18 protein-coding genes are annotated in these 24,250 nt (G+C 51.8%); 6 read left to right on the top strand and 12 right to left on the bottom strand.

The window, feature by feature from the left end:
- Window positions 1–302 precede the first annotated feature (302 nt).
- On the top strand, window positions 303–626 hold the full coding sequence (locus BLW29_RS08890) for a helix-turn-helix domain-containing protein (protein ID WP_090978336.1): 324 nt from the start codon (window positions 303–305) through the stop codon (window positions 624–626).
- On the opposite strand, the gene BLW29_RS08885 is transcribed toward BLW29_RS08890, so the two are convergent.
- Window positions 610–2,724 carry a sensor histidine kinase gene (locus tag BLW29_RS08885; protein WP_090978334.1) on the bottom strand — a complete coding sequence of 705 codons (2,115 nt, stop codon included), beginning with the start codon at window positions 2,722–2,724 and terminating at the stop codon, window positions 610–612. The genes BLW29_RS08890 and BLW29_RS08885 overlap by 17 nt on opposite strands.
- An 80-nt stretch (window positions 2,725–2,804) precedes the next feature.
- On the opposite strand from BLW29_RS08885, the gene BLW29_RS08880 reads away from it, so the two are divergent.
- The 4 genes from BLW29_RS08880 to BLW29_RS08865 are packed head-to-tail and all read left to right on the top strand — an operon-like array spanning window position 2,805 to window position 6,488.
- Entirely contained in the window at window positions 2,805–3,536 is a 732-nt protein-coding gene (locus BLW29_RS08880; RefSeq protein ID WP_090978486.1) for a response regulator transcription factor, read from the top strand.
- A complete protein-coding gene (locus BLW29_RS08875; protein WP_090978332.1) occupies window positions 3,523–4,389 on the top strand; it encodes a class I SAM-dependent methyltransferase in 867 nt (288 codons plus the stop codon). Before BLW29_RS08880 ends, BLW29_RS08875 begins: the two co-directional genes overlap by 14 nt.
- Before the next feature lies 1 nt (window position 4,390).
- Entirely contained in the window at window positions 4,391–5,140 is a 750-nt protein-coding gene (locus tag BLW29_RS08870; protein WP_090978330.1) for an RluA family pseudouridine synthase, read from the top strand.
- A gap of 4 nt (window positions 5,141–5,144) precedes the next feature.
- The gene (locus tag BLW29_RS08865; protein ID WP_090978328.1) at window positions 5,145–6,488 is read left to right on the top strand and encodes a CapA family protein; all 1,344 of its coding nucleotides are present in this window, start codon (window positions 5,145–5,147) and stop codon (window positions 6,486–6,488) included.
- A 270-nt stretch (window positions 6,489–6,758) separates the two neighbouring features.
- On the opposite strand, the gene BLW29_RS08860 is transcribed toward BLW29_RS08865, so the two are convergent.
- Complete coding sequence (locus BLW29_RS08860) at window positions 6,759–6,941, bottom strand: hypothetical protein (RefSeq protein ID WP_090978326.1); 183 nt, start codon at window positions 6,939–6,941, stop codon at window positions 6,759–6,761.
- A 149-nt stretch (window positions 6,942–7,090) separates the two neighbouring features.
- A complete protein-coding gene (locus tag BLW29_RS08855; protein ID WP_090978484.1) occupies window positions 7,091–7,498 on the bottom strand; it encodes a MarR family winged helix-turn-helix transcriptional regulator in 408 nt (135 codons plus the stop codon).
- Between the two features lie 197 nt (window positions 7,499–7,695).
- On the opposite strand from BLW29_RS08855, the gene BLW29_RS31370 reads away from it, so the two are divergent.
- Complete coding sequence (locus BLW29_RS31370; protein WP_177186544.1) at window positions 7,696–7,863, top strand: hypothetical protein; 168 nt, start codon at window positions 7,696–7,698, stop codon at window positions 7,861–7,863.
- A 3-nt stretch (window positions 7,864–7,866) separates the two neighbouring features.
- Here the strand turns inward: BLW29_RS31370 and gyrA are convergent, their stop codons facing one another.
- The 9 genes from gyrA to BLW29_RS08810 all read right to left on the bottom strand — a co-directional run bounded on the left by gyrA (window position 7,867) and on the right by BLW29_RS08810 (window position 24,226).
- Complete coding sequence (gene gyrA, locus BLW29_RS08850) at window positions 7,867–10,308, bottom strand: DNA gyrase subunit A (protein WP_090978324.1); 2,442 nt, start codon at window positions 10,306–10,308, stop codon at window positions 7,867–7,869.
- Between the two features lie 20 nt (window positions 10,309–10,328).
- Window positions 10,329–12,299 (bottom strand): DNA topoisomerase IV subunit B, encoded by a 1,971-nt coding sequence (gene parE, locus BLW29_RS08845; protein WP_090978322.1) that lies wholly within the window; start codon window positions 12,297–12,299, stop codon window positions 10,329–10,331.
- 78 nt (window positions 12,300–12,377) lie between these two features.
- The gene (locus BLW29_RS08840; RefSeq protein WP_090978320.1) at window positions 12,378–13,364 is read right to left on the bottom strand and encodes an ABC transporter permease; all 987 of its coding nucleotides are present in this window, start codon (window positions 13,362–13,364) and stop codon (window positions 12,378–12,380) included.
- Window positions 13,357–14,331: an ABC transporter ATP-binding protein gene (locus BLW29_RS08835; RefSeq protein WP_090978318.1), complete on the bottom strand. Its 975-nt coding sequence runs from the start codon at window positions 14,329–14,331 to the stop codon at window positions 13,357–13,359. The genes BLW29_RS08840 and BLW29_RS08835 overlap by 8 nt, the downstream gene beginning before the upstream one ends.
- A 12-nt stretch (window positions 14,332–14,343) precedes the next feature.
- Window positions 14,344–15,171, bottom strand: a complete 828-nt coding sequence (locus BLW29_RS08830) for a GDSL-type esterase/lipase family protein (protein ID WP_090978316.1) — start codon at window positions 15,169–15,171, stop codon at window positions 14,344–14,346.
- 196 nt (window positions 15,172–15,367) lie between these two features.
- Window positions 15,368–16,546 carry a formate-dependent phosphoribosylglycinamide formyltransferase gene (purT, locus tag BLW29_RS08825; RefSeq protein WP_090978314.1) on the bottom strand — a complete coding sequence of 393 codons (1,179 nt, stop codon included), beginning with the start codon at window positions 16,544–16,546 and terminating at the stop codon, window positions 15,368–15,370.
- A 69-nt stretch (window positions 16,547–16,615) separates the two neighbouring features.
- On the bottom strand, window positions 16,616–18,460 hold the full coding sequence (locus BLW29_RS08820) for an ABC transporter ATP-binding protein (RefSeq protein WP_256208459.1): 1,845 nt from the start codon (window positions 18,458–18,460) through the stop codon (window positions 16,616–16,618).
- Entirely contained in the window at window positions 18,457–20,235 is a 1,779-nt protein-coding gene (locus BLW29_RS08815) for an ABC transporter ATP-binding protein (protein ID WP_090978312.1), read from the bottom strand. The genes BLW29_RS08820 and BLW29_RS08815 overlap by 4 nt, the downstream gene beginning before the upstream one ends.
- A gap of 310 nt (window positions 20,236–20,545) precedes the next feature.
- Window positions 20,546–24,226: a dynamin family protein gene (locus BLW29_RS08810; RefSeq protein ID WP_090978310.1), complete on the bottom strand. Its 3,681-nt coding sequence runs from the start codon at window positions 24,224–24,226 to the stop codon at window positions 20,546–20,548.
- Window positions 24,227–24,250 lie beyond the last annotated feature (24 nt).

The following is a 24,250-nucleotide window of genomic DNA, read 5'->3' as shown; positions in this document are numbered from 1 at the left end:
GGAATGAAATTAACTTGTACGAACATGATAGCAAATTCAAGCAGCATATCGGTCCTTATACAGACATTTAAGCCTAATTCAAGCCCAATATCCGACTATGTACAGCCAATAACTTGTACGTACAACTACCAACAACCTCATTGTACGCTCCCGCAGATCGGTTTTCAATACTTAATTATTAACGTTTCTATACTTAACACTTGACACTGATACACTTTGTATCATAAATTACTATTAGTGGGGCCGAAGTGTAGCTTTTTCACTAGTACTAGATGTGAAGATTGAGTAAGGAGCTAGAAACTATGACGATGGGAGATCGATTAAGGGAATTGCGGCTTCGCAAGCATATTTCACAAGAAGAAGTCGCAAGGCAAATTGGCATTACCCGTTCTGCTTACAGTCATTACGAAATTAACAACCGCCAGCCGGTCTACGAAACGTTAAAGAAGCTTGCCATTTTGTTTAACGTCTCTCTGGACTACATTATCGGCGGAGAGGCTGCAAGATCGGAAACGCCTGTAACTCCTGAAGCGATCGAAATTATCCGTATTCTAAACGGCATGGATCAGGAACGCCGAAAGCAATCCATCGATCGAATGATGGCGGTTATCAGGCAAGCTGACTAACGCTTCGTAGGGTTGCAGGCAGCGCGAACCAGATCATTGTCCCTTTATCCAAGGTACTGACAGCACCGATTGTGCCGCCATGTGCTTCAACAATTTCTTTGGCAATCGCGAGCCCCAAACCGCTGCCGCCTTCTGCTGAGTTCCTGGAAATTTCTTTCTTGTAGAACCGGTCGAAAATAAAGGGCAAATGCTCTTCCTCAATTCCGCTGCCTGTATCACTAACTGTTACGATCGTCCGGTTTGCTGTCTCATCGAAGAAAAAAGAAAGCGCTATCTCGCCCCCCTTCTCCGTATGTTTGATCGCATTGTAAATGACATTTGCAATGACTTGATCCATTCTCGGCAAATCCAGGCGCAGCATGATGCGGTTCTGTTGCTCCATTTCATGGGCATGTCCCTCCTGCTCGGAGTGCGCACTGTGAAAATCGCATCTGAACCGCATGCCGCTGCTTACGACATCGATTTCGTAAAGATCATGCAGCTGTTGAATCCAGTGACCAAGCGGCACGTTCGCAAAGTCGAACCTCGTCTGTCCAGCCTCCAGCTTCGTCAGCTCGAACAAATCGTGAATCAACCTGTTCAGTCCGCCGACCTTCCCTAGCATCATGCGCAAGTAGCGCTGCTGCTGCTCCTCCGTTTTGACAACTCCATCTTGAAAAGCTTCCAAATACCCTTGCAGAAGGGTAATCGGCGTGCGCAAATCATGCGAGATATTCGTCATCAAATGCCTTCTGGACGATTCCGATCGATGCAAGACTCGGTTCGTTTGCTCCAGCGATTCATTCGCCGCACTCAGCTCCATCGTCCGCTCTTCAATCCGCTCCTCCAAATGCGCATTCAGCTCCCTCAGCTCGCTTGAGACATGCTCCGCGCGGTACATGGCGCTTGAGAACCTTTTGGAAATAATAAAAGACTGCATCAGCATGAAGAAGAACAATCCCAGCGGTATCAGCTGTGCATATAGAAACCACTCGTTGTAGAACAGCATGTCGTTCAGTACCGTTACGACGAACACCGCTACCCCTGTCAGTACAAAAGCAGAGCCGATCCGCTTGCGAATCTTTGCCGTAATTAGAACGATTAAGGTATAGATGCTCACCGCTACAACGAAGATTTGAAACCATGAGATTTGCTTCGTGTACACGATTGCCGGGGTGAACAGCACGAATCCAACCAAGAACGTACCGATCCCGATTACGAATGGGATGACGCGCTTGGAGGCATCCAGCGGAAATAACCGATAGACGTACAAGTACCCCGCCAATGCGCTAAGCGAGAATGCAATATATTCGATCTTCATTCCAATCTCCCACGAGAGCGGAATCAACTGTAAAATATAATTTTCGCCGGTTACGCCTGCTCTTGCGGCAATGAATAAGCATAGCAAGCCAAAATGAATCGTAAATTGCTCCTGCCTGCGGAACGCATACAGACCGATATGATAAATTCCAATGATTAATAGACTGCCTAGGATGAGGATCTCCTGGACAGATGCTTTCATCTGATTCGCCACGAGCGTATCGCTGTTGCCCATCTTGAAGGGAACCCAAATGCCCCCTTTGCGATGCTGGAAGTTGGACACCTGCACGACAAAATCAAGCTGCTGCTTGCCATCTGGATGAAAGGAAACAATCCGCGGGAATTGCTGTGCTTTCGATGTGCTTCTGCTAGTCCCGACTATGCCTTGCTCGGCAAGCAGCTTGCCGTCGATCCAGAACCTATAGCTGCTGAAAATATTCGGTACGCGCACAGCCAGCACGCGATCCGTAGGTTGGATGAGTACAGATAATTTATAGGTCGCATAGCCTTGTCCATTCTTAATCCCGCTGTTTCCCGGATAGCTGTTCCAGGAACGCGGCACCGTTACATGCTTGCCGTTGTCTTTCATCGCAAGCTCCGGGCTCAACAGCATCCCGCTGAAGAACGTCCACTCCCCGGTCAACGGGAGCTCGCCATCACGGTCAAACGACCAATTTCTAAGATCAAGCACACCTTGCTTCGCAGCAGGATTCTCCCCGCCGCTCGGGGCACTGCAGCCTGCGAGCAGGAGCATGGGGAACAAGATGAGGATTAAAGATCGGAATAATCGGCGAATCATAGCAGCCTCCCGGAAAATCGTTGATTGCTCACCCCTCCCTCCATTCGCTATAATAGCCTAGGAAGAGGGGGAAGATGGAGATGAATGGTAGCAAAATTCTTGTCGTTGACGATGAAGCCGATATTACCGAGCTGATTACTTTATATATGGAACGAGAAGGTTTTGAAGTACATACGACGGACAACGGTGAAGATGCCGTCCTGCTCGCAGCCGGGCTGAAGCCGGATATGATCCTGCTGGACATCTCACTCAAGAATCTGGATGGTTTCGAAGTGTGCAAGCACATCCGAGCAATTTCCAACGTTCCCATATTGTTCATAAGCTGTATGAGCGATGATACTGACATTATACATGGACTTACGGTAGGCGGCGATGATTATATGACCAAGCCTTTCAGTCCAAGTCAGCTTGTCGCTCGTGTTAAAGCACATCTGCGCCGTCAATCTGTAATCGGTCAATATTCGTTTGACCGTGCTGTAGGCGAAGTGCTGGAATACGATGGTTTACGAATTGATTTGCCTGCACGGACCGTTCATCTGGGCAGCAAAGAAGTCTTCCTATCGGCTAAGGAGTTCGAGCTTCTTGTCCGCTTAGCCAAAACACCGAACCGCGCTTTTGCACTCGATGATCTGTACACGATCGTTTGGGGACATGATAGTATGGGCGATACTCGTACATTGATGGTTCATGTCAGCAATTTGCGCAAGAAAATCGAGCCCGACCCTGCTAACCCGATCTATATCGTCACCGTTCGGGGAGTAGGCTACAAATTCAACGCCAAGGAAGGTTACAACACACATGTACAACGCTGATTTATGGAAAGATTACGAACTACTCGATACCGGCAATGGTGAGAAGCTTGAGCGCTGGGGCGGCTACGTGCTGCGCAGACCAGATCCTCAAGTAATTTGGCCGATCGCCAATGAATCTGGATTATGGAAAACAGCCGATGGCCACTATCACCGCAGCTCCTCCGGCGGCGGAGAATGGGAATTCCGCACGAAAATGCCGGATCGCTGGTCTATCTCGTACGGCGAACTAAAGTTTCATATTAAACCGACTAGTTTCAAACATACCGGACTATTCCCGGAGCAGGCTGTCAACTGGACCTGGATGATGGATAAGATCCGCAAAGCCGGTCGTCCTATCCGCGTGCTGAACTTGTTTGCTTATACTGGCGGAGCTACTGTGGCAGCAGCTGCAGCCGGGGCAGAAGTGTGCCATGTCGATGCCGCTAAAGGAATGGTGCAGTGGGCCAAGGAAAATGCCGAGCTATCCGGTCTCAGCACAGCTCCTGTTCGTTACATAACCGATGATGTATTTAAATTTGTGCAGCGCGAGCAGCGCCGCGGCAGCAAGTACGATGCCATCATTATGGATCCGCCTTCCTACGGTCGCGGACCAAACGGCGAAACCTGGAAGCTGGAGCAGAATCTCTATCCGTTCCTTGAGTTCTGTACGACGATCCTTACGGAGAATCCTCTGTTCGTGCTAGTGAATTCGTATACGACAGGACTGTCACCGACCGTTCTTCACAATATGCTGCATATGACGGTTGGCCGTAAACATACCGGCTCCATCCACTGCGGCGAGATCGGCATCCCTATCTCCGCATCCGGGCTAACGCTACCATGCGGTATCTTGGGACGTTGGGAGGGTAAGTAAGATGGGGAATGACCCGATTGCAGCCCCGGCCCCGCTTCTGCCTGTGCTGTATGAGGACAACCATCTGCTTGCCGTCATTAAACCTCCGGGACTGTTATCACAAGCGGATGAAACGGGCGAAATGGATATGGTCACGCTGCTGAAAGACGACCTAAAGGCTCGCTATCAGAAACCGGGCAACGTGTATGTCGGACTAGTCCATCGCTTGGACCGTCCCGTGGGCGGAGCCATGCTCTTTGCGAAGACATCCAAAGCAGCTTCCCGCCTGTCAGAGTCTGTTCGCAGCCGCTCATTCGATAAGCTGTATGTAGCTGTTGTTCATGGCTCCCCTGCGGCGGCGAGCGGCCGCTTGCGTCATTATCTGCGTAAAGATGCCGGCAGAAACATCGTAACCGTACATAAGAAGCAGGTTCCGGACGCCAAAGAAGCCATACTGGATTATGCGGTTGTCGCCAAACAAGGTGGTCTCACTCTTATTACCGTGAAGCTGCTTACCGGACGCTCGCATCAGATTAGAGCTCAGATGGCCGAAATCGGCTGTCCGCTCGTCTATGACCGCAAATACGGCGCTCCTGCCGTTCAAGGCGAACAAGATATCGCATTATGGTCGACATCCATAGGAGTAGCGCATCCCGTAACGAAAGAATGGCTAACCATTCATGCCATGCCTCCGAAGACGGAGCCATGGAGCCGGTTTCGCGATGACGATTTCATCCGGGCACGTTCAATCTTGCCGCTGGAAGGAATGTAGAGCTATGTATAGACACAAATTAGGGCTGCTCGGCTTACTCGTCCTCGCCCTGTTCTTGCTAAGCAGCTGCGGGAGCGGTCCGCACTTGGAGCCTGATCCTGACAATCAACAGGAAACGGTGCAGGAGCCGCCTCCGAAAGTGGAACCGCCGACAACCGAAACCGATCAGGCACCAGACAACGCTGGGGACACCGCTAATCAATCTCCTAATGATGACGCCAATTTATCCCAACCTGATAATCCAGACGCGGAGAGCACGCCTCCAGCCCCTGAGAAGTCGGTTGATGCGCTTTGGGTTGCTGTCGGTGACATTATGATGCATATGCCGCAGCTTCCCGGTGCCTATAACGAGAAAACGAAGAAATATAACTTCGAGCATTTCTTTAAGCCGATGAAGCCGATTCTCGAGCAAGGCGATTGGACGTTGGCCAATCTCGAAACGCCGATTGCGGGCAAGTCGCTCGGTTATTCCGGGTACCCGCGCTTTAATGCGCCGACCGAGCTTGGGGACGCGCTCAAGTATGCCGGCTTTACAACCGTTACGACAGCTAACAATCATGCTCTTGATCGCGGTGCCAAAGGCATCGCACTGACGCTTCAGAAGCTGGATGAGCTTGGCTTCGAAACGAAAGGGACGGCACGCTCGCGGGCGGAAGCCGACCGAATTGTTATTGCAGAGCGCAAAGGCATCGCAATGGGGCTGCTCGCTTACACATACGGTACGAACGGCATTCCACTGCCCAAAGATCAGCCGTATGCGGTATCCTTAATCGATGAAGCGAAAATCATCAGCGACATCGCGAAGCTGCGCAAGGCCGGCGCTGACTTCATAACGGTCGTGCTGCATTTCGGCATTGAATATCAGACGCAGCCGAATGACGCGCAGAAGAATCTGGCACGCAAGCTGATCGCAGCCGGTGCCGACATCATTGCCGGCTCGCACCCGCATGTTGTTCAGCCTTATGAGATTGTTGAAGCGGCTGAACCGGACGGTTCCGTCAGAAAAGGACTCATTATTTATTCCATGGGTAATTTCATATCGAATCAACGCGGGGATTCGAAGGATTACGGCGTCGTCTTCAGAGTCAACATTCACAAAGACGGCCCCACAGGCAGAACGTCGATTCAGAATGTCGAAGCCCTCCCTACTTGGGTCCACCGAGTAACCAGCAAAGGCGTGACCAACTATAATGTTGTTCCGCTGCAGCAGGTTATTGCCTCCAAGTCGCTTAAGGATCTCTCCGGGGCGGATTACTCGACACTCAAACAGATGTACAACCAGCTCATGAAACGGCTCAAATCCATGTCAGGCAAGCCGTTCCAGGTGACTGACGGACTAAACCAATAGACTTAACCTAGTGGCTGAACCGGAATTTCCGGGACAGCCACTTTTCTTACGTTCATGAGAGGTAAGTAATACAACAGACATAGTTAATAACTTTCGAAGGCTTTAGAATGTTGCACCTAGCTCGTTTAATCTACTGCTGGGGCGCCTACTCTGTGGATGGCGCCTACTCTGTGGATGGCGGCTACTCTGTGGGGGGCGGCTTCTCTGCGGGGGCGGCTTCTCTGCGGGGGGCGGCTTCTCTGCGGGGGCGGCTTCTCTGCTTCAAGAATGTTACATTTCATGCAACATTCTCCATGCAAAAAGAGAAGTTTTAAGCAAATGTTGCTCTTTTTGCAACATTTCATACCCATTCCCCCCTATAGCCCCCTTTGCTAGTAGAATTGTTGCATTTCTTGCAACATTCTGCTCTTCACAGCTACTTTGACGCTCCAAATGTTGCACTTTCTGCAACATTTCCTCTGCAGCCCACCACCAAACCTCTATCAAAATAAACAAAAAAGCCTGTACACAGCGGTTCCGCGTCGGAATCTGCTGATGTGCAGGCCTTTTCTATTACAGCAGTCTTCTCAGACTTGCCTTGTTCGATCTAGCATAAGCGCATCCTACGAATTGGCTACCTTACCAAGCAGATAAACCAGCAGCTGCTGATTATGGGAAGATATCCGGTCAAGCGCTTCGCTGATGTACGCATCGCGAATGGCGATACCGCGAGCAGCTTCGACCTGACCTTTGTCAGTCACGGTTACCCATACGATACGGCGATCACTCTCATCCCGGTTACGCACGACGAGGCCGCCGCGCTCCATGCGGTCAAGCAGCGTCGTTATAGCAGCGGGTGTCGTCTCCAAGTATCCGAGCAAATCCGAGGGTTTCATCGGCTGATGCACCAGCAGCAGCTCCAATACACTTAGTTGTCCTTCCGTTAATCCGGGAGCCAGTTCTTCCTCCAGATGCGACTTCCATTCCTTCGTCATCTTCATCCACAACCGGGCAAATTCCGCAGAAACGATGACCATCACCCGCCTTCTGTCCGATTTTATCTTATACCTTATTATACCATGCCGAAATGTCGAATATAAGGTTAATGCAGTTAATATTTTGTCTGACTAATCGCTACAAAAGAGAACCATTTGACAGGATTAGACATACATTGGTGGTATAGGCTGTTGTACCGGCTCGAAATTAGGAATGGAGCGTGATCCGCACTATGGAGGAGCGCAAGCTCGAACTTGTACGTAAATTATCGCAAATCGGCATACAAAAAGACCCGCAATGGGTGGAACGGCTTGATGAACCGGCCCCATTGTGGGTCGTGCTTGAGCTTATTGTAGAAATGATGGAGCGACGTGATTCTCCCCACCAGCCATTTGATTGAGCGTTACAGATCGGCGCGAACGAAGAACGTCGTCAATACATCCTTCTTATCGACCGCTGTTACCGCGCGGCCAGTCGATTTCCGATCATCAATCGGCGCTTTCTCTGTCGAAACGATCTGATTGGTGCCGGCTGCCGATAGCAGCACCAGGTCACGTGCTTCCTTACAGTGAAGACCGCCGATGAGACCGACACCATTCGAGCGGACCCGAGCGCCTTCTTTAAACTCGAAGGTTGCGACGCCCTTGCCGCCACGACCTTGAATCGGATAATCAAGCAGCAAGGAACGTTTGCCGTAACCAAGCTCCGTAAGGACAAGCACTTCGCCTTCGTCCCCTGTCACCCACTCTGCAGCGACAATTTCATCGCCATCACGAACGGTAATGCCTCGAACACCGGCAGCTACGCGGCCCATCGGATTCACTTCGCTCTCTGGGAAACGGATACTCATGCCGTTCTTCGTAATGAGCAGCAGCTCCTTGCTGTTGTCGCTAAGCGAAACACGCAATACATCATCGCCGTCAGCCAGCTTCACGGCCGCAATGGCGGTGGAACGCGAAGATTTATATTCCTTCAGCTCCGTCCGTTTCACTTGTCCGCGTTTCGTGACGAAGACCAGCGTACGATCCGGCACTTCAAAATCCTTCACAGGAATGACGCTAATGATGCTGTCGTCCTTCGGCATCGGTACGACGTTAACGACCGCCGTCCCCGTATCCTTCCACTTAAACTCCGGAATTTGATGGACAGGCAGTTGATAATACATCCCTTTGCGCGTAAACAGAAGCAGCTGATCAATGGTATTCACATCAAGCAGCGTACGAATAACGTCGCCTTCCTTAACGCCTGCACTTCCAAGCTCGCCGCCGGAACGAGTGAACGATAGCTTCGAGGTCCGCTTGATATAACCGTCTTGGCTAAGCGTAACCAGTACATCTTCAGCAGCGACGATTACCTCAAGATTAACCTTCAGCTCTTCCACTTCACCTTGAATGTCGGAACGACGGTCAATGCCGTATTTCTCGCGAATTTCCATCAGCTCTTCTTTAATGACTGAACGCAGCTTCTTCTCGCTGTCTAGAATGGAACGCAAATACGTAATTTTCTTCTGAATATCCTTCAATTCTTTCTCGATCGAAGTAATCTCCAGATTCGTCAAACGGTATAATTGGAGCGTCAGAATCGCATCTGCTTGGCGCTCTGTGAACGTAAACTTCGCCACCAAGTTCTGCTGAGCATCCTGCCGATTCTTCGACGCTTTAATCGTTGCGATGATTTCATCCAGCAGGTTAAGCGCCTTCGCCAAACCTTCCAATACATGAGCGCGGTCTTCCGCTTTCTCAAGCTCGTACTTGGAACGCTCGGTTACCACCTCTCTCTGATGCGCGATATACGCGGTCAGCATGTCCTTCAGCCCGAGCTGCTTCGGCGTTTTGTTCACAATTGCAACCATGTTGAAGTTGTACGCAACCTGAAGGTCTGTTTTCTTCAGCAAATACGCCAGAATACCCTGCGCGTCGGCATCTTTCTTCAGCTCGATCACGATTCGAAGTCCATTACGACCGCTTTCATCACGAACCTCGGCGATGCCTTCGACCTTCTTCTCGATCCGAATGTTCTCCATCGCCGTTACAAGGCGGGACTTCACGACCTGATACGGAATTTCCGTAATGACGATCTGCTGGCGTCCGCCCTTCATGTCTTCAATCATTGATTTGGAGCGGTGATAAATCCGTCCCTTCCCGCTCAAGTAAGCGTCTCGGATACCGTCCTCACCCATAATGAGCCCGCCTGTAGGGAAATCGGGCCCTTTCACAATGTTCATCAGCTGTGCAAGCTCGATGTCAGGGTTGTCCATTACGGCATTACAAGCGTCGATTACTTCACGCAAGTTATGCGGCGGAATTTCCGTCGCGAAACCGGAAGAAATCCCGCTAACCCCGTTAACGAGCAGGTTGGGATACCGCGATGGCAGCACAACCGGCTCTTTTGTCGTATTATCGAAATTGTCTTTGAATAAGACCGTTCGTTTCTCAATATCGCGAAGCAGCTCCATCGCAATCGGCGATAGACGCGCTTCGGTATAACGCATAGCTGCCGCCGGGTCATCATCGATCGAGCCCCAGTTGCCATGGCCGTCAATGAGCATATGTCCCATTTTCCACGGCTGCGCCATACGGACCATACCTTCATAAATCGAGGAATCGCCGTGCGGATGATAATTACCCATTACATCACCGACCGTCTTGGCCGATTTGCGATACCCTTTGTCAGGCGTGTTGCCTGCATCATACATCGCGTACAAAATACGCCGCTGCACCGGTTTCAATCCGTCTCGTACATCGGGAATGGCGCGGTCCTGAATGATGTATTTGGAATAGCGCCCGAAGCGGTCACCCACGACCTCCTCAAGATACGCCGGCAAAAACTGTTCCAGGATACTCATGCCGAAACTCTCCTCAACTGTTATTCAACATATTCGGTAAAATCAACATTCTCCACGATCCAGCGTTTACGCGGATCTACTTTGTCGCCCATCAGCGTGGATACGCGGCGTTCCGCCTTGGCTGCATCTTCGATTTGAACTTGAAGCAGCGTGCGCGTCTCTGAATTCATCGTCGTTTCCCACAATTGCTCGGGATTCATCTCGCCGAGTCCTTTATAACGCTGCAGCTCAAAGTTCTTGCCGAACTCCTTCAAATAATTCTGGAGCTCATCATCCGACCAAGCGTACCGAACGGTCTCGAGCTTACCGGATTTGCGCGTAATCTTATAAAGCGGCGGCTGCGCAATAAAGACGCGGCCCAAGTCAATCAAAGGTTTCATATAGCGGTAGAAGAACGTCAGGAGCAGCACTTGAATGTGCGCGCCGTCCGTGTCCGCATCCGTCATAATGATGATTTTGCTATAATTACACGATTCCGCGTCGAACTCAGGTCCAATGCCTGCGCCGATCGCCGCGATAACCGCCTTGTATTCGTCGTTTTTAAGAATATCGAGCAGCTTCGCCTTCTCCGGATTCATCGGTTTTCCCTTGAGGGGAAGAATCGCCTGAAACTTGGAGTCACGGCCTTGCTTCGCGGAACCGCCTGCGGAGTCACCTTCTACGATAAACAGCTCCGTACGGGTAACATCCTTCGATTGTGCCGGCGTCAGCTTGCCGCCAAGGTTGGAGCTCTCGCTCTTCTTCTTGCCGCTGCGAATTTCGTCACGCGCTTTGCGCGCAGCTTCGCGGGCTCTTGATGCTTGAACCGCTTTCTTCAGCAGCATCTGAGCAACCTGCGGATTTTCTTCCAGGAAAACCTGCATTTTGTCCGAAACAATCGCATCTACAGCACTTCTGGCCGAAGAGCTGCCAAGCTGATCCTTCGTTTGACCTACAAATTCAACCTCGGACATCTTGATGTTGATAACCGCCATCATGCCTTCTCGCAAGTCGTTACCGTCAAGATTCTTGTCTTTCTCCTTGATCAGCGCATTCTTACGCGCATAATCGTTCATCACTCGCGTATATGCGGTTCTGAATCCGGTCTCATGCGTACCTCCGCCTCGTGTAGGGATGGAGTTTACGAACGAGGCCAGCGTTTCGGTGTAACCGTCGTTGTACTGCAAGGCCACCTCAACTTCGATCTCATCACGTTCACCGGCAAAATGAACGACATCATGCAGCACGGTTTTGTCTTCATTCAGAAACTGAACGAACTGACGCGCGCCGCCTTCGTAATGAAACTGGTCTAGTTTGCCGCTGCGATCGTCCTTTACCGTTACCTTCAGCCCGGAGTTCAGGAACGCGATCTCCTGCAGACGCTCCGAAAGCGTATCGTAATTAATAGAAATATTACCGTGGAAAACACGTGAATCCGGCTTAAAAGTTACCTTCGTGCCTGTGCGATTCGTATTCCCCGTTACGACGAGCCCTGTTACAGGTTCTCCGACATGCTCTTTGCCCGCATCATCGACCCAATACTCGAAGCGCTGCTTATGTATTTTACCATCGCGGTAAATTTCCACTTCAAGCCACTCCGACAACGCATTCGTAACGGATGCGCCAACGCCGTGCAAACCGCCGGATTTCTTATATCCGCCGCCGCCGAACTTACCGCCCGCATGCAAGATCGTAAAGACAACCTGAGGCGTAGGAATACCGGTCTTATGCATGCCGGTAGGAATACCGCGGCCATTGTCCTTAACTGTAATCGACCCATCGTTATGGATCGTTACGTCGATGGCAGAGCAGAACTTTGCCAGATGCTCGTCAACCGCGTTGTCGACGATTTCCCAGACAAGGTGATGCAAGCCCGACGTGCTCGTGCTGCCGATATACATCCCGGGCCGTTTCCGAACAGCGGTCAGCCCCTCCAGCACCTGGATATCGTCTGCACCATAGCTGTCGGTACCCAAATTCGCTTCGCCCGCAAGATTCAACTGCTCAGTCATAGGGTCCTCCTAATAAAGTTAATTGCGCTTCCTTGCATTCTTTTTCCATTCAAGCCGATTCGCTCACTTCAAGCTATTCTAATTCATGATGTCCTGTTTCGTAAAGACACCGAATGAAACGATAAGTCCAATTGCCGACCAAATCGCGAGGATAATCAAGGAGAATGAAAGTGTCATGCCCTGAATTGGCGGCGGAGAGCCTGCTAAATAATCCGTTAACTGCAAATTGACCGCGAACACATATTTAGCGCTTTCCCACGATGAAGACATACTCGACAAGATCGTACCTGCGATGACAGCCGCCATCATCGTCACGATACTCGCCGCCGTGCTTCGAACAAGAACAGATACCATGAGCGCCAGAATGGCTACGGTCATGGATGAGACCCATATCAGTCCGCCTTCCATGAGCACAAACAACCACTGTGGAACGGCATGTACATAAGAGCTCTCCATGGTAGAGCCTTCGATGACAAATCCTGTAAACACAGGAATTCGCCAGCCGGAATACCCGAATACCGCGCCTGATATAAGATAACAGAGAATGGCGCTGACCACAACGGTTAATGAAACATAGAACGTTAAAGCAACGAGCTTGCTCAGTAAAATTTTCCATCGTCTTACAGGTCTTGTGAGAAGCATCTTGATTGTTCCTGTCGATCGTTCGCCCGACACGAGGTCAGAGGCAATCGCAAGCACCAACAGCGGATAAAAGAGCGTTACGGCATTCGACATAAAGCTTCGAGTAAACGTTACACCATTAGGTGAGTTAGGATTTACATCATGATCCAAATAATACTGAAGCTGTTGAACGGCAATTCGGCGGTTGCGCTTCCACTCTTCCGGAATACGTTCGCTTGAGAGCATATTTTGATACTCATTGATCTGCTGAACAAGCTGATTCCGCCAATCGGCGAAGTTTTTGCGATTGGTTTCCGCGATTTTCATTTGGGCATAGGTAAAGATGGGAATGAGTACGAGCAGCACAAGCACAACTACGTAGAAACGCTTCTTCTTCCATATCTTGAGCGTCTCATTCTGAATGAGCGGCAGCAGTCTATCCAATGCTCTCACCTTCCGTCATTTGCAAAAATAGTTCTTCCAGCGTCGGCGCGATCTTCTGTACCGAAACGATGCCGATACCCGCATGCACGGCTTTCTCGACAATAGCCGAAATAGGTTCAGCCCCCATAGAGGTGATAATGGCATCCTTCAATCCTGCCAATATGCTTTCGTCGATTCGATGCTCGCCTTCACCAATTAATCGGATATTAGTCTCTGCCTCAAGCAGCTTCCTGCCCGCTTCTGCATCATCGAATTGCCAGACGACATAGCTGCCGGTCTGATTCACCAGCTCGTCAACGGAGCCGACCGCAAGCACTTCACCATGGCTGATAATCGCGACACGGTCGCACATCAACTGAATTTCGCTTAATAGATGGCTTGAAATAAACAAGCTCATCCCCTGATCCGCGAGCATACGAACAAACTCACGAAGCTCTTTAATCCCTTTCGGATCGAGACCGTTCGTCGGTTCATCCAGAATGAGCAGCTTCGGTCTGCCAAGCAGCGCTTGCGCAATGCCAAGACGCTGACGCATGCCAAGCGAATACGTCTTTACTTTATCGTGAATGCGCTGCTGCATACCGACGATACTGACAACCTCAGCAATACGATCTTGACCAATACCCCGCTGCATACGGGCAAAATGCTCTAGGTTCTCCCAACCGGTCATATAGCTGTAGACCTCCGGGTTCTCCACGATACAGCCGATATGGCTGAGCGCTCTCTCCGGATCACGCTGCACGTCGCTGCCACAGATCAGAATCTCACCCGAAGTCTGCTTGATCAAGCCAACTAGCATACGGATGGTTGTGGTCTTCCCAGATCCATTGGGGCCGAGAAATCCGAAAATTTCACCGGGTTTCACTTCAAAAGAGACGTTTTTTATGATCATTTTACTGCCGATCCGCTTCTTCACATCTTTAACGGAGAGGACGACTTCTGTTTCCGGAATGGATTGTACGCTCATCAGACAGGTCTCCTATTTCAGCGACTGCACGATACGTGCCGCAATTTGTGCGTAGCCTTCGTGGTTGGGATGAAAATGATCGCTCGACAGATAAGTATCGATGGACCGTTCGAACATATCGAATGATGGCACCAAGGTCATGTTCGGATAGTTATGCAGAATCGAATAGGCTTCCTCGTTCCACTTCTGAACTTGCAGACTGCCGTCTCTAAGGTCCGTAATATTATAAAATGGGTTATATAGGCCTGTGTACACCACTTGCGCGTTAGGATTGATTTCGTGCAGCAGCTTGATCACTTTCGACAATCGGTCGATGCCTTTGGGCAGTTCCTTCTTCAGCGTATCCAGACTAATATCTCCCGTCACATCACCGGCTGATTGACCGTTCGCGATTTGGAACAAGTCATTTCCTCCGATCGTGAAAACAATGAGATTAGCTTGCTGCAAAGAATAACGATACCCCTTGTCCGTACTAAGCAAATGCGCGAGTTGATCGGACCTTAAGCCGTTTATAGCCAAATTGTTGTTCAATTTGACAGGAATGAGCGGGTATTTCTTCTTAAGCAGCGTTACGACTTGTTTGACATAACCTTCGCCTGTTGCATCGCCCGTCCCCTTCGTGAGCGAATCGCCAATCGCGGTAATGTTGATCGCCTTGCTGCTGCCCAGGTTGCTTGACTCCGGCTGCGCCGGCTTCCCCTGCTCCCCTGCGTAAGCATCTGCTTGCGGATACAGCATATCTTTCACCGCATACCCGAACCCGCCAATCAACAGCAATGTCGAGACCAGCGCTGAAATACCGATCGTTCTCCATAACACGCCGGAAGATGCATTTCTCATGCTTTCAACGCTCCTTTACTTATATCGGACCCTTAACGGTAATTTAATATTCTTAATAAAAGTAATGCTTTCAGCCGTAATTTGCAAATTCCACCAATTGCGGATGGTACAAAAAAAGCCGGTATGCGCTGACAGCAGCCCTTGGAAGGAAGCTGCTGTCAGTAGTTTCGGCATACTCGGCGTATCTATCGCAAGATTATTCGTAGTTGATCGTGAGGGATTGTGCCGCTTGTTTAGCTAATTCGCGCGCCTTCGTGCAGTCATCGGCAGAGCTGAGAGCAACAGCCATGCGGCGGCCCGGTTTCGTTACCGGTTTGCCAAACACGCGCACCTGCGTATTCGGTACAGCCAGCGCTTGCTCTAGCCCGCCGATTTGGAAATGCTCCGAATCGCGATCTGCTTTAAGCGTATACGATGCACCGGGCGTCAATAGACGGATGGTTGGAATCGGGAACCCCAGAATCGCTCTTGCGTGAAGCGCAAACTCGGAGAGATCCTGCGTAACCATCGTAACCATGCCCGTGTCATGCGGACGAGGCGAAACTTCGCTGAACAGCACGCCATCCTTCGTCAGGAACAGCTCGACACCATAGATGCCGTAGCCGCCAAGCTCCTCGGTTACGGCACGTGCAATCGCTTCGGCTTCTTCGATTTGCTGCGCCGACATCTCATGCGGCTGCCAGGATTCGATGTAATCGCCGTCCTTCTGTACATGTCCGATCGGCGCGCAGAACGATGTACGCGATGCCGAACGTACCGTTAACAATGTAATTTCCGATTCAAAATGGATAAATCCTTCGACGATAACACGCGTTTTCTTCGCGCGTCCGCCTTCCATGGCATAGTTCCAGCAAGCTTCAGCATCCCCTTCCGTTTTGCAGACGCTTTGCCCTTTGCCGGAAGAGCTCATAATCGGTTTGATTACGCAAGGCGTTCCCAGCTCTGCAACTGCAGCTTTAAGCTCGTCCAGCGTATCCGCGAATCGATACGGCGCGGTAGGCAGACTCAGTGTTTCCGCTGCCAAACGACGAATGCCTTCGCGATCCATGGTGAGAAGCGCTGCGCGTGCGGTAGGGATAACGCGGTAGCCTTCCTTCTCCAGCTCCACCAGAGCGGAAGTCGCGATCGCTTCGATCTCCGGAACGAGCAGGTCCGGCTTCTCCTTCTCGATCAGTGCGCGAAGTGCTGCGGGATCAAGCATATCGATGACATAGGAACGATGAGCTACCTGCATGGCCGGAGCGTTCTCATAACGATCGACAGCGATCGTTTCTACGCCAAGGCGCTGTGCTTCGATGATAACTTCTTTGCCAAGCTCGCCTGAACCGAGCAGCATAATTTTGCGAGCCGTAGATGAAAGCGGTGATCCATACATATAGAAAAAGAACCTCCTGGAAGAAATGTTTTCTTCCATTGTGGAGGTTCTTTGGCGAAAAATCAAGAATTATGCCGATAAAAAACGATACTGTGCTTCAATTAAACCATTATACGTGCCTTTATGACGAATGAGTTCGTCATGGCTGCCTTGTTCTACGATTTGACCATGATCCAGAACGACGATACGGTCCGCATTACGAATCGTGGATAAACGATGCGCTACGATGAAGGAAGTACGGCCTTGCAATAGTTTTTTGAGCGCTTCTTGAATTTTGAGCTCGGTCTCGGTATCAATGCTTGCCGTCGCTTCATCCAGAATCAAGACGCGCGGATCTGCGAGCAATGCTCTGGCAAAGGACAAAAGCTGGCGTTGTCCCATCGACAGGCTGTTGCCGCGTTCTTGCACTTCCGTGTCATACCCGTCCGGCAAACTCATGATGAAATCATGGGCATCAACCGCCGTAGCAGCTTTTACGATTTCATCGTCCGTAGCGTTCAAGCGGCCGAACCGGATATTCTCGCGAATCGTACCGGAGAAAATAAACGTATCCTGCAGCACGACCCCAACCTGCGAACGCAAGCTCTCAATGCTGACATTGCGAATATCGATACCATCGACTCGTACAGCGCCTTGTACCGGATCATAGAAGCGGCAGAGCAGGTTCATAATGGTACTCTTGCCTGATCCTGTATGTCCGACAAGCGCGATCGTTTGTCCGGCTGATACGTCGAGCGAAATGCCGCGAAGTGCCGGACGACCTTTCTCGTATTCGAAGATAATGTTGTCGAATGACACATCTCCGCGGATTCGCGGCAAAGCGCCTGCGTTCTCTTCCTCGCCGACAGTCGGCTTCTCGTCGATAAACTCGAAGATTCGCTCAGAGGATGCCATGGCGATTAGCAGCTGTGCGTACATTTGACCCAGCCTGTTAATCGGCTCCCAGAAGTTGCCGACGTAGTTGGCAAAACCAACTAGCACCCCGACCGTAATCGCACCGACTTGAATGAGATGCGAGCCATACCAGAACAAGATTAACGTACCGATCGCGGACGTGACTTCGATAATCGGGCCGAATGCTTGGTTAAGAGCAGAAGCTCTGTTCCAGGCTTTAATATTCGTGTTATTGATGTTCGTGAAGAAACTGAAATTGGATTTCTCCTGCGTATACGCTTGCGTTACGCGCATACCTTGAATACTTTCGTTCAAATGTGCATTGATTCGCGACTGCTTCATCCGTACATCCTGCCAAGCGAATCGAATCCGTTTACGCAGCGCCGTGGAAACAACGAACATGAGTGGAACCGTAATCATAATGGCAATGCCCAGCTTGAAATTCCATGCCAGCAAAATGATGACGATACCGACGAGCTGTACGCAATCCATCAACAAGTTGACTACGCCGTTCGTAAACAAATCCTGCAACGCATTAACGTCATTCGTAATACGCACGAGAACGGAGCCTGCCGGGCGTTTATCGAAGAAACGAAAGGAAAGTTTCTGAATGTGTTTAAAGAGATCCTCACGCAAATCATAAATGACTTGCTGACCAATTACATTCGTGTACTTAATCCGGTACGTGTTAGCTGCCCATTGAATAATATAGAGGGTCAGCATCATCCCCGCGTACATGTAAAGCTTGCCGAGACTTGGATCCCCGCCGTCCTTCGGCTGGATCGCTTCATCGATCGCCATGATGATGATCGCGGGAATGGCCAGACGTGTGAGCGTCCCCAGCACCATCATGACGATAATGACAGGCAATAATTGTTTCCGATACGGTTTCATATAGGAGAACAAACGGGTAATTTGAGACCAGTTGAACGGTTTCTCGATCGCATCGTCATCCTTGTAGATGAAACGCTCATGACTGCCGCGCGGCTGCCCTTTCTGTTGCTGCTGCTCCTCACTCACTGTGCGACCCTTCTTTCTGCTGCTAATTCGGCTGTGGCGGTACTGGGACGGTCAGCATATTGGATGTTATACGTATCCTGATACGGTCCGGCCTGGGCGACTAATTGCTCGTGTTTCCCGCGTTGTACGATATGACCGTTGTCGAACACGAGAATCTCATCGGCATGACGCAGTGACGAAATCCGGTGTGCGATGATAAAGGTTGTGCGGCCAGCCATAAGCTCACTGAAGCCGGCTTGAATCTCATGCTCGGTTTCCATGTCGACTGCGCTTGTAGCGTCATCGAGAATGAGGATGCGCGGGTTCTTGATCAGTGCCCGAGCAATGGCAATCCGCTGCTTCTGACCGCCTGAGAGTCCCATGCCGCGCTCGCCGACGATCGTGTCATACCCTTCGGGAAGCTCCATGATGAAATCATGCGCTTTGGCCAGCTTCGCGGCTGCAATGATTTGATCCATGGTGACATCTTTAATCGCATAGGCGATGTTGTCGCGTATCGAGCAAGAGAAGAGGAATGTCTCTTGGAATACGGTCGCGATCTGGGAGCGAAGACTTTCGATGGAAATGTTGCGAATATCTTCGCCATCGAGCGTAATGGAGCCCGTCTTAATGTTATAAGCACGCATGAGCAGCTGAATGACCGTTGACTTGCCGGAACCCGTTCCGCCGAGCATCCCAATGACCATGCCCGGTTTCGCATCAATGTTCACATGGGTCAATGCAGGTGCTTTATCCGCATAATTAAATGTCACATTATGAAATTGCACATGACCTTCGATTGAGCTCTCGTCCAAGATTGTCGGAGATTCGACATCTTTCACATGTACATACTCGTTGAGCAGCTCCAGCAACCGTTCACCGGAAGCTTTGGACTGCGTGTAGTTATTGATCAGGAAGCCCATCGCCCACATCGGGTTGATGATATACCAAAGCATACTGAAGAAGGCAACCATCTCACCGAGCGTAATCGAACCGCGAATAACGAGCGTACCACCGGCAACAAGCAGAATTACGGCACATACGCTTGCAAGCAGCTCCATGACAGGGAAGAACTTTCCCCACAAGCCGGATGCGGCAATTTGGTTTTGTTTGTAAGCCGCACTGCGTGTCGAGAACTTATCCATTTCGAACGATTCGCGGGCAAATGATTTAACGGTACGAACACCTGTGATGTTCTCTTGAACCGCAGTCGTCAAATGGCTCATCGCTTGGCGCATTTCTCTGAATGCCGGATGAATCACCTTCTCGAAGCGGAGCGCCACTGTGACCAGAACAGGCATGGTGACAAGCGTGATCAGCGTGAGCTGCCAGTGAATCGAGAACATCATCGCAGCACCGAAGATGATCATGAGGAACATGTTGAAAATTTGCGCAAAACCGAATGCGATGAAATTTCGAACCGCTTCCAAATCTGCGGTCAGCCTCGACATCAAATCGCCGGTTTTGGCCGTGTCGTAATACTGAAACGACAGCGATTGCAATTTCGTGTAGCAGGCATTACGAAGCCTGAATGCGACGCGGTTGCCTAGACGACCGCCGAAGAACCCGTGCAGAAACTGAAGACCACCCTTTAAGGTAACGACCCCGACGACAGCGAGCGATAATGCGGGCACCCACTCAAATGTTTTGGGAACGATGACTTTGTCGATCAGTACGCGAAGTAAATTAGGATAAACCAATCCGAGCGCGGTGGCGCAGATCAAGAAGGCGATCGAAGCAAACAAACTTCTGCGTTCGACCCAGTAAAACGGTTTAAGTTGCCTGAAGACGTCCAATGGGTAACCCACTCCCTGTTGCAATTTTATGAATCTTTTTATGAATATGAATGAATATTAACAGCATGAGTTTCTTACGGCAAACAGAGTGCTGGGGCATATAGTTGACAATATTCGCTTCCTCTTCCATCTCGGGTAAAGTTTGGGGGGTATTCTCCGATATCGTCGTAAATCATTGCCAACATGCGCATTTTGCTCCGTTTTTGCACATTTGCCTCTGTTTTTGCATGATTTCATTTTCACAAAATAAAGAAGCTTATCCGCCTCTAATCGAGCGCTGGATAAGCTTCTTTTCTTGTTGCTATTGGATTTATATGGAAATCAAAGCAGTATGAATAGTGCGCAGTTCTTCTACGTCTGCAGTATCAGACAAGGAAGCGAGCTTACCTTCGCTGAAGGCGTCTAAGTCCTTGCGGAGCGTATCCGCACCATGCATCATCGCTTGATTCCAAAGTTCTGTGTAGCGGATGCTCCACGCTTCCTCTGCAGCCTGCAGCCAGCGCTGCATCGGCGCAGTGAGCTGGGTTTCCAGTTCGCTGCGCAGCGCGGCTTTGCCATCGCCTTCGAAGAAATGACGCGGCGACTTGAACTTGCTCCAGAGCAGCTTCGTATCGATTTCCTTAGCTTGCCACGGAGATTGCGCTTCCGGGCTCTCCGGCTGCACCGGTTTGAAGTCGGACGCTTCGAAGCCTTGGAGCTGTGCCCCGGCCTCTGCGGCGACCTCCGAGAACTTCTTCACAGCGAGCTTGCCCAGCATGTTGTCCAGACGAAGCGAAGTGGCTTCAAGCTCCTGTGCCAGTTCGATCTGCAGCAAACGCTGCAGCTCCAGCCAAGATGTCCACATCGCTTTACGGAGATCGCGTCCATCGTCTTGCAGTGAAGATGGATTGAACGCGAAGTTATAATGGTCGCCGAAACGAAGCTGCACGCGCTGCAGCACATAGAAGAGCAGCTCTTTCAGCTCTTGCTGCAGCTTCGCGTTCGCTTGCGGCTCGTTCAGTTCATCCACAAGGCTGCGAGCACGCGCCGTATGCGCGATAATATCAGCCTTTGCCTGTTCGCGGCTGAGCGCATCTCCGGAAGCCGCTTCGAGCCAGTTCGCGATCGTGCTGCGGGCACGGGCAAGTTCTTGCTCCGCTGCCGTAACAGCCAAAGCGCCGAGATCGCCGCTCGTGAAGCTTAAGAAAGAGGCCTCAAATGCGCCGATGCCGGATTGTTCGATTAGTGCCTGATTGTTCGAGCGTTTCCCATCCAGCGCCTGAAGGCTGGAAACCGGGAACATGCGCGGGAATCGGATACCGTGCTGCTGCAGGTTCCGTTCCACATGCGCCAGAACGCCGTCTCGTTCCTCTTCGTCCGCTGCCAGATCGGCCGCGTTGACGATGAAGAACATTTTATCGAGCTCGAATTGATCCTTCACGCGGCCAAGCTGCAGCAGAAACTGACGATCGGCCTGCGAGAAGGCATGATTATAATAGGTGACAAACAGAATCGCGTCCGCGTTCTTAATATAATTGAAGGCTACGCCTGTATGCCTTGCATTGACCGAGTCCGCCCCGGGCGTATCCACAAGCACAATGCCCTGCGCCGTCAACGGATTGCTGTGATGCAGCTCGATTTCGCTGACGAAACAAGACCGCGACTCTTCCGCGACATACAGCTGGAATTCCTCGCCGCTTACAGCCAATCGCTGGCCTAAGTGGGCTTCGTGGGCTTCCCAGCCTTTGGCAGCGGCTTTCAAGAAGCTGTAATGCGGACGTCCGCCGGCATGCACGGCATCCGGCGTTAGTTTATGAATGGTTTGCAGCAGCGCATCGTCGCTTAGCGACTGTGCGTCTTCACCTAGTAAGTTAAGCGAGTAGCGCAAATCGTCCAGCATCGCCTCGCGCGACTTCATCAGAACCGTAGCCGTACCGTGCGGATGCTCCGCGGTTGGCGGCACGATGCGGTTGACCGCCGCCGTCGTCGGATTCGGCGACACGGGCAATACAGCCTCGCCGAGCAGGGCGTTGGCGAGCGAGGATTTGCCTGCGCTGAACGCTCCGAACAGCGCAATCGTGAACCGGCTGCTGCGAAGGCGCTCCGCCTTCTCGCGCATGCCGTGCACGGCCTGGGCGAGCGACGCATGCGGCGCCAGCAGAGCGGCTGCTTTGCTCAGACGCTCCGCTGCTTGGCGCTGCGGCGCGAGCGCGTCCTGGGAAGCGCCGGGGTGTGCCGGCGCTTCCGGGGTTGCGCTGCCGGCGGCAGCGCGCGGCGCCGCCGCGGCCGCTGGCGCGGGCGCGCCGGTGCCGGCGCTAGGCGCAGCCGGCGGCGCCGGCACGGCGCCTGGGGCGCTGTGCGCCCCGCTGCCGAGCGCAGCCGGCTTCGGCAGCGCCGGGCGCGGCGGCGCCGGCGGCAGCAGCGCCGCGAGCCGCGCGAGATGCGCGGCCGCGCGCGCCTGCAGCGCGGCCAGCTGCGCTAGCGCGCCGGCTTGCAGCGCGAGCGCGCTAAGCCGCGCGCGCAGCGGCGCAGCGGCAGCTTCGCCGGCCGCTGCTGCGCGGTCGCTGAGCGCGTCGATGAGAGGCATCGCGCTCTTGCGGAACAACCCCTTCACAGCCGCTGCAAGCTCGCGGCTGTATGTCATCGTATACTCGTTCCCCATGACAGCCCCTGGGTTAACGAGGGAGATCAACAGGTCGGGCGTTAATAACCCGCCGAACGTATCCTTCAACTGCTTCTCGAGAGCCTCATCCCGCCAACCCAAACGATCTGCCGTTCGTCTCAGCAGATCGATGACATGCCATTCGATGCCGGCCTGCACGAGATCAGCCAAATCATGGAAGAAGGCTTGAAGCCGGCGCTCTTGCTCAGCGGCAGTCTTCGCTCCGGCGAACAGAAGCCCGGCTTTAAACCCCGTCTTACGGCTTTCCAGGAAGGACTGAGCCAGATCCCGTGTTGCCGCAGGGGTAATATTCGCATTATCAAGGATGCTTTGCACATCCAGACGAATCTTCACCCGTAAGCTCTCAGCCTCAGCTGCATAAACGCGCAGCTGCTCCTCAAGTCCGGCGATCTCGTCACGCACTCGTTCTGCTTCCCCTTCGCCCCCTGCTTCAACAAGCAGACGTTCGCGTTCAGGTTCTGCCAGCTCATCCATCGCTTTGCCATGCATCCGAACGACATAACGAGCGGATGCATCTACGCTGCAAAGCGCAAGCGGCACCCGAATATCGGCGAGCGATTCGAACAAACCTTCGAGCGCAGCCCATTCCGAATGCGGATGATTCGGCTCGCGCAACGACAAATAGACGATCCCGCTCGGTTCCAAATGCCAGTTCCCGAACGCCTCGTCAACACTTTGTTTATACGCTTCAAATGTCAGTTCGCTTTCGCGATGCTTATCGATTTGATTCACGATCAGATATAACGGCTTGCCCCACTCCTTGAGTTGTTTGGCAAAGGTGAAATTGATTTCGGATTGCACGTGATTGTAGTCCATCACATAAAAAACGACGTCCGCCAAATGAAGCGCCGATTCGGTCGCCATCCGGTGCGCGTCGTCAGTGGAATCAATGCCCGGGGTATCAAGCAGCACGGTATGCGTGCCCAAACGCGGGATCGGATAGGACAAGGAAATCGACAATACGGTTTCGCCGTCTTTGCAGTACTCATTGACTTCGTTTACAGGCACTTCTATCGTTTGCTCTTGCCCGTTCACCAGCTTCTTAATGGTCGCCTTCGCTTCCCCGTTCACAATACTTACGACATTCGCGCTCGTCGGTATCGGACTTGACGGCAGCAATTGCGTGCCGCAAAGCCGATTGACGAGAGTAGATTTCCCCGCTGAGAAATGTCCGCAGAAGGCTACGGTCAACTTACCGTTACCCAGCTTATCACGCAGTTCAAGCAGCCGCGCTGCGTCTTGCGCATCCCCGGCGGCTGCCATGATCGGCGATATTTCTGCAAGCGAGGTGTCCAGCGAATGAGCAGCTTTTTCAATCGTTTGGCTCATTTCTCTCTCTCCCTGTTTCCTACT

Origin of the sequence: Paenibacillus sp. CF384 (genome assembly GCF_900106745.1) — a bacterium.
GTDB lineage: Bacteria > Bacillota > Bacilli > Paenibacillales > Paenibacillaceae > Paenibacillus_Z.
Note: the sequence above shows the minus strand (reverse complement) of the source record. Positions and strands in the feature narration are given on the sequence as shown.

What these genes read in the sequence shown, in the direction of transcription:
- BLW29_RS08890 (WP_090978336.1), top strand. Translation starts at nt 303, where the DNA reads ATGACGATGGGAGATCGATTAAGGGAATTGCGGCTTCGCAAGCATATT.
- BLW29_RS08885 (WP_090978334.1), bottom strand. Translation starts at nt 2,724, where the DNA reads ATGATTCGCCGATTATTCCGATCTTTAATCCTCATCTTGTTCCCCATG.
- BLW29_RS08880 (WP_090978486.1), top strand. Translation starts at nt 2,805, where the DNA reads ATGAATGGTAGCAAAATTCTTGTCGTTGACGATGAAGCCGATATTACC.
- BLW29_RS08875 (WP_090978332.1), top strand. Translation starts at nt 3,523, where the DNA reads ATGTACAACGCTGATTTATGGAAAGATTACGAACTACTCGATACCGGC.
- BLW29_RS08870 (WP_090978330.1), top strand. Translation starts at nt 4,391, where the DNA reads ATGGGGAATGACCCGATTGCAGCCCCGGCCCCGCTTCTGCCTGTGCTG.
- BLW29_RS08865 (WP_090978328.1), top strand. Translation starts at nt 5,145, where the DNA reads ATGTATAGACACAAATTAGGGCTGCTCGGCTTACTCGTCCTCGCCCTG.
- BLW29_RS08860 (WP_090978326.1), bottom strand. Translation starts at nt 6,941, where the DNA reads ATGTTGCAGAAAGTGCAACATTTGGAGCGTCAAAGTAGCTGTGAAGAG.
- BLW29_RS31370 (WP_177186544.1), top strand. Translation starts at nt 7,696, where the DNA reads ATGGAGGAGCGCAAGCTCGAACTTGTACGTAAATTATCGCAAATCGGC.
- gyrA (WP_090978324.1), bottom strand. Translation starts at nt 10,308, where the DNA reads ATGAGTATCCTGGAACAGTTTTTGCCGGCGTATCTTGAGGAGGTCGTG.
- parE (WP_090978322.1), bottom strand. Translation starts at nt 12,299, where the DNA reads ATGACTGAGCAGTTGAATCTTGCGGGCGAAGCGAATTTGGGTACCGAC.
- BLW29_RS08835 (WP_090978318.1), bottom strand. Translation starts at nt 14,331, where the DNA reads ATGAGCGTACAATCCATTCCGGAAACAGAAGTCGTCCTCTCCGTTAAA.
- BLW29_RS08830 (WP_090978316.1), bottom strand. Translation starts at nt 15,171, where the DNA reads ATGAGAAATGCATCTTCCGGCGTGTTATGGAGAACGATCGGTATTTCA.
- purT (WP_090978314.1), bottom strand. Translation starts at nt 16,546, where the DNA reads ATGTATGGATCACCGCTTTCATCTACGGCTCGCAAAATTATGCTGCTC.
- BLW29_RS08810 (WP_090978310.1), bottom strand. Translation starts at nt 24,226, where the DNA reads ATGAGCCAAACGATTGAAAAAGCTGCTCATTCGCTGGACACCTCGCTT.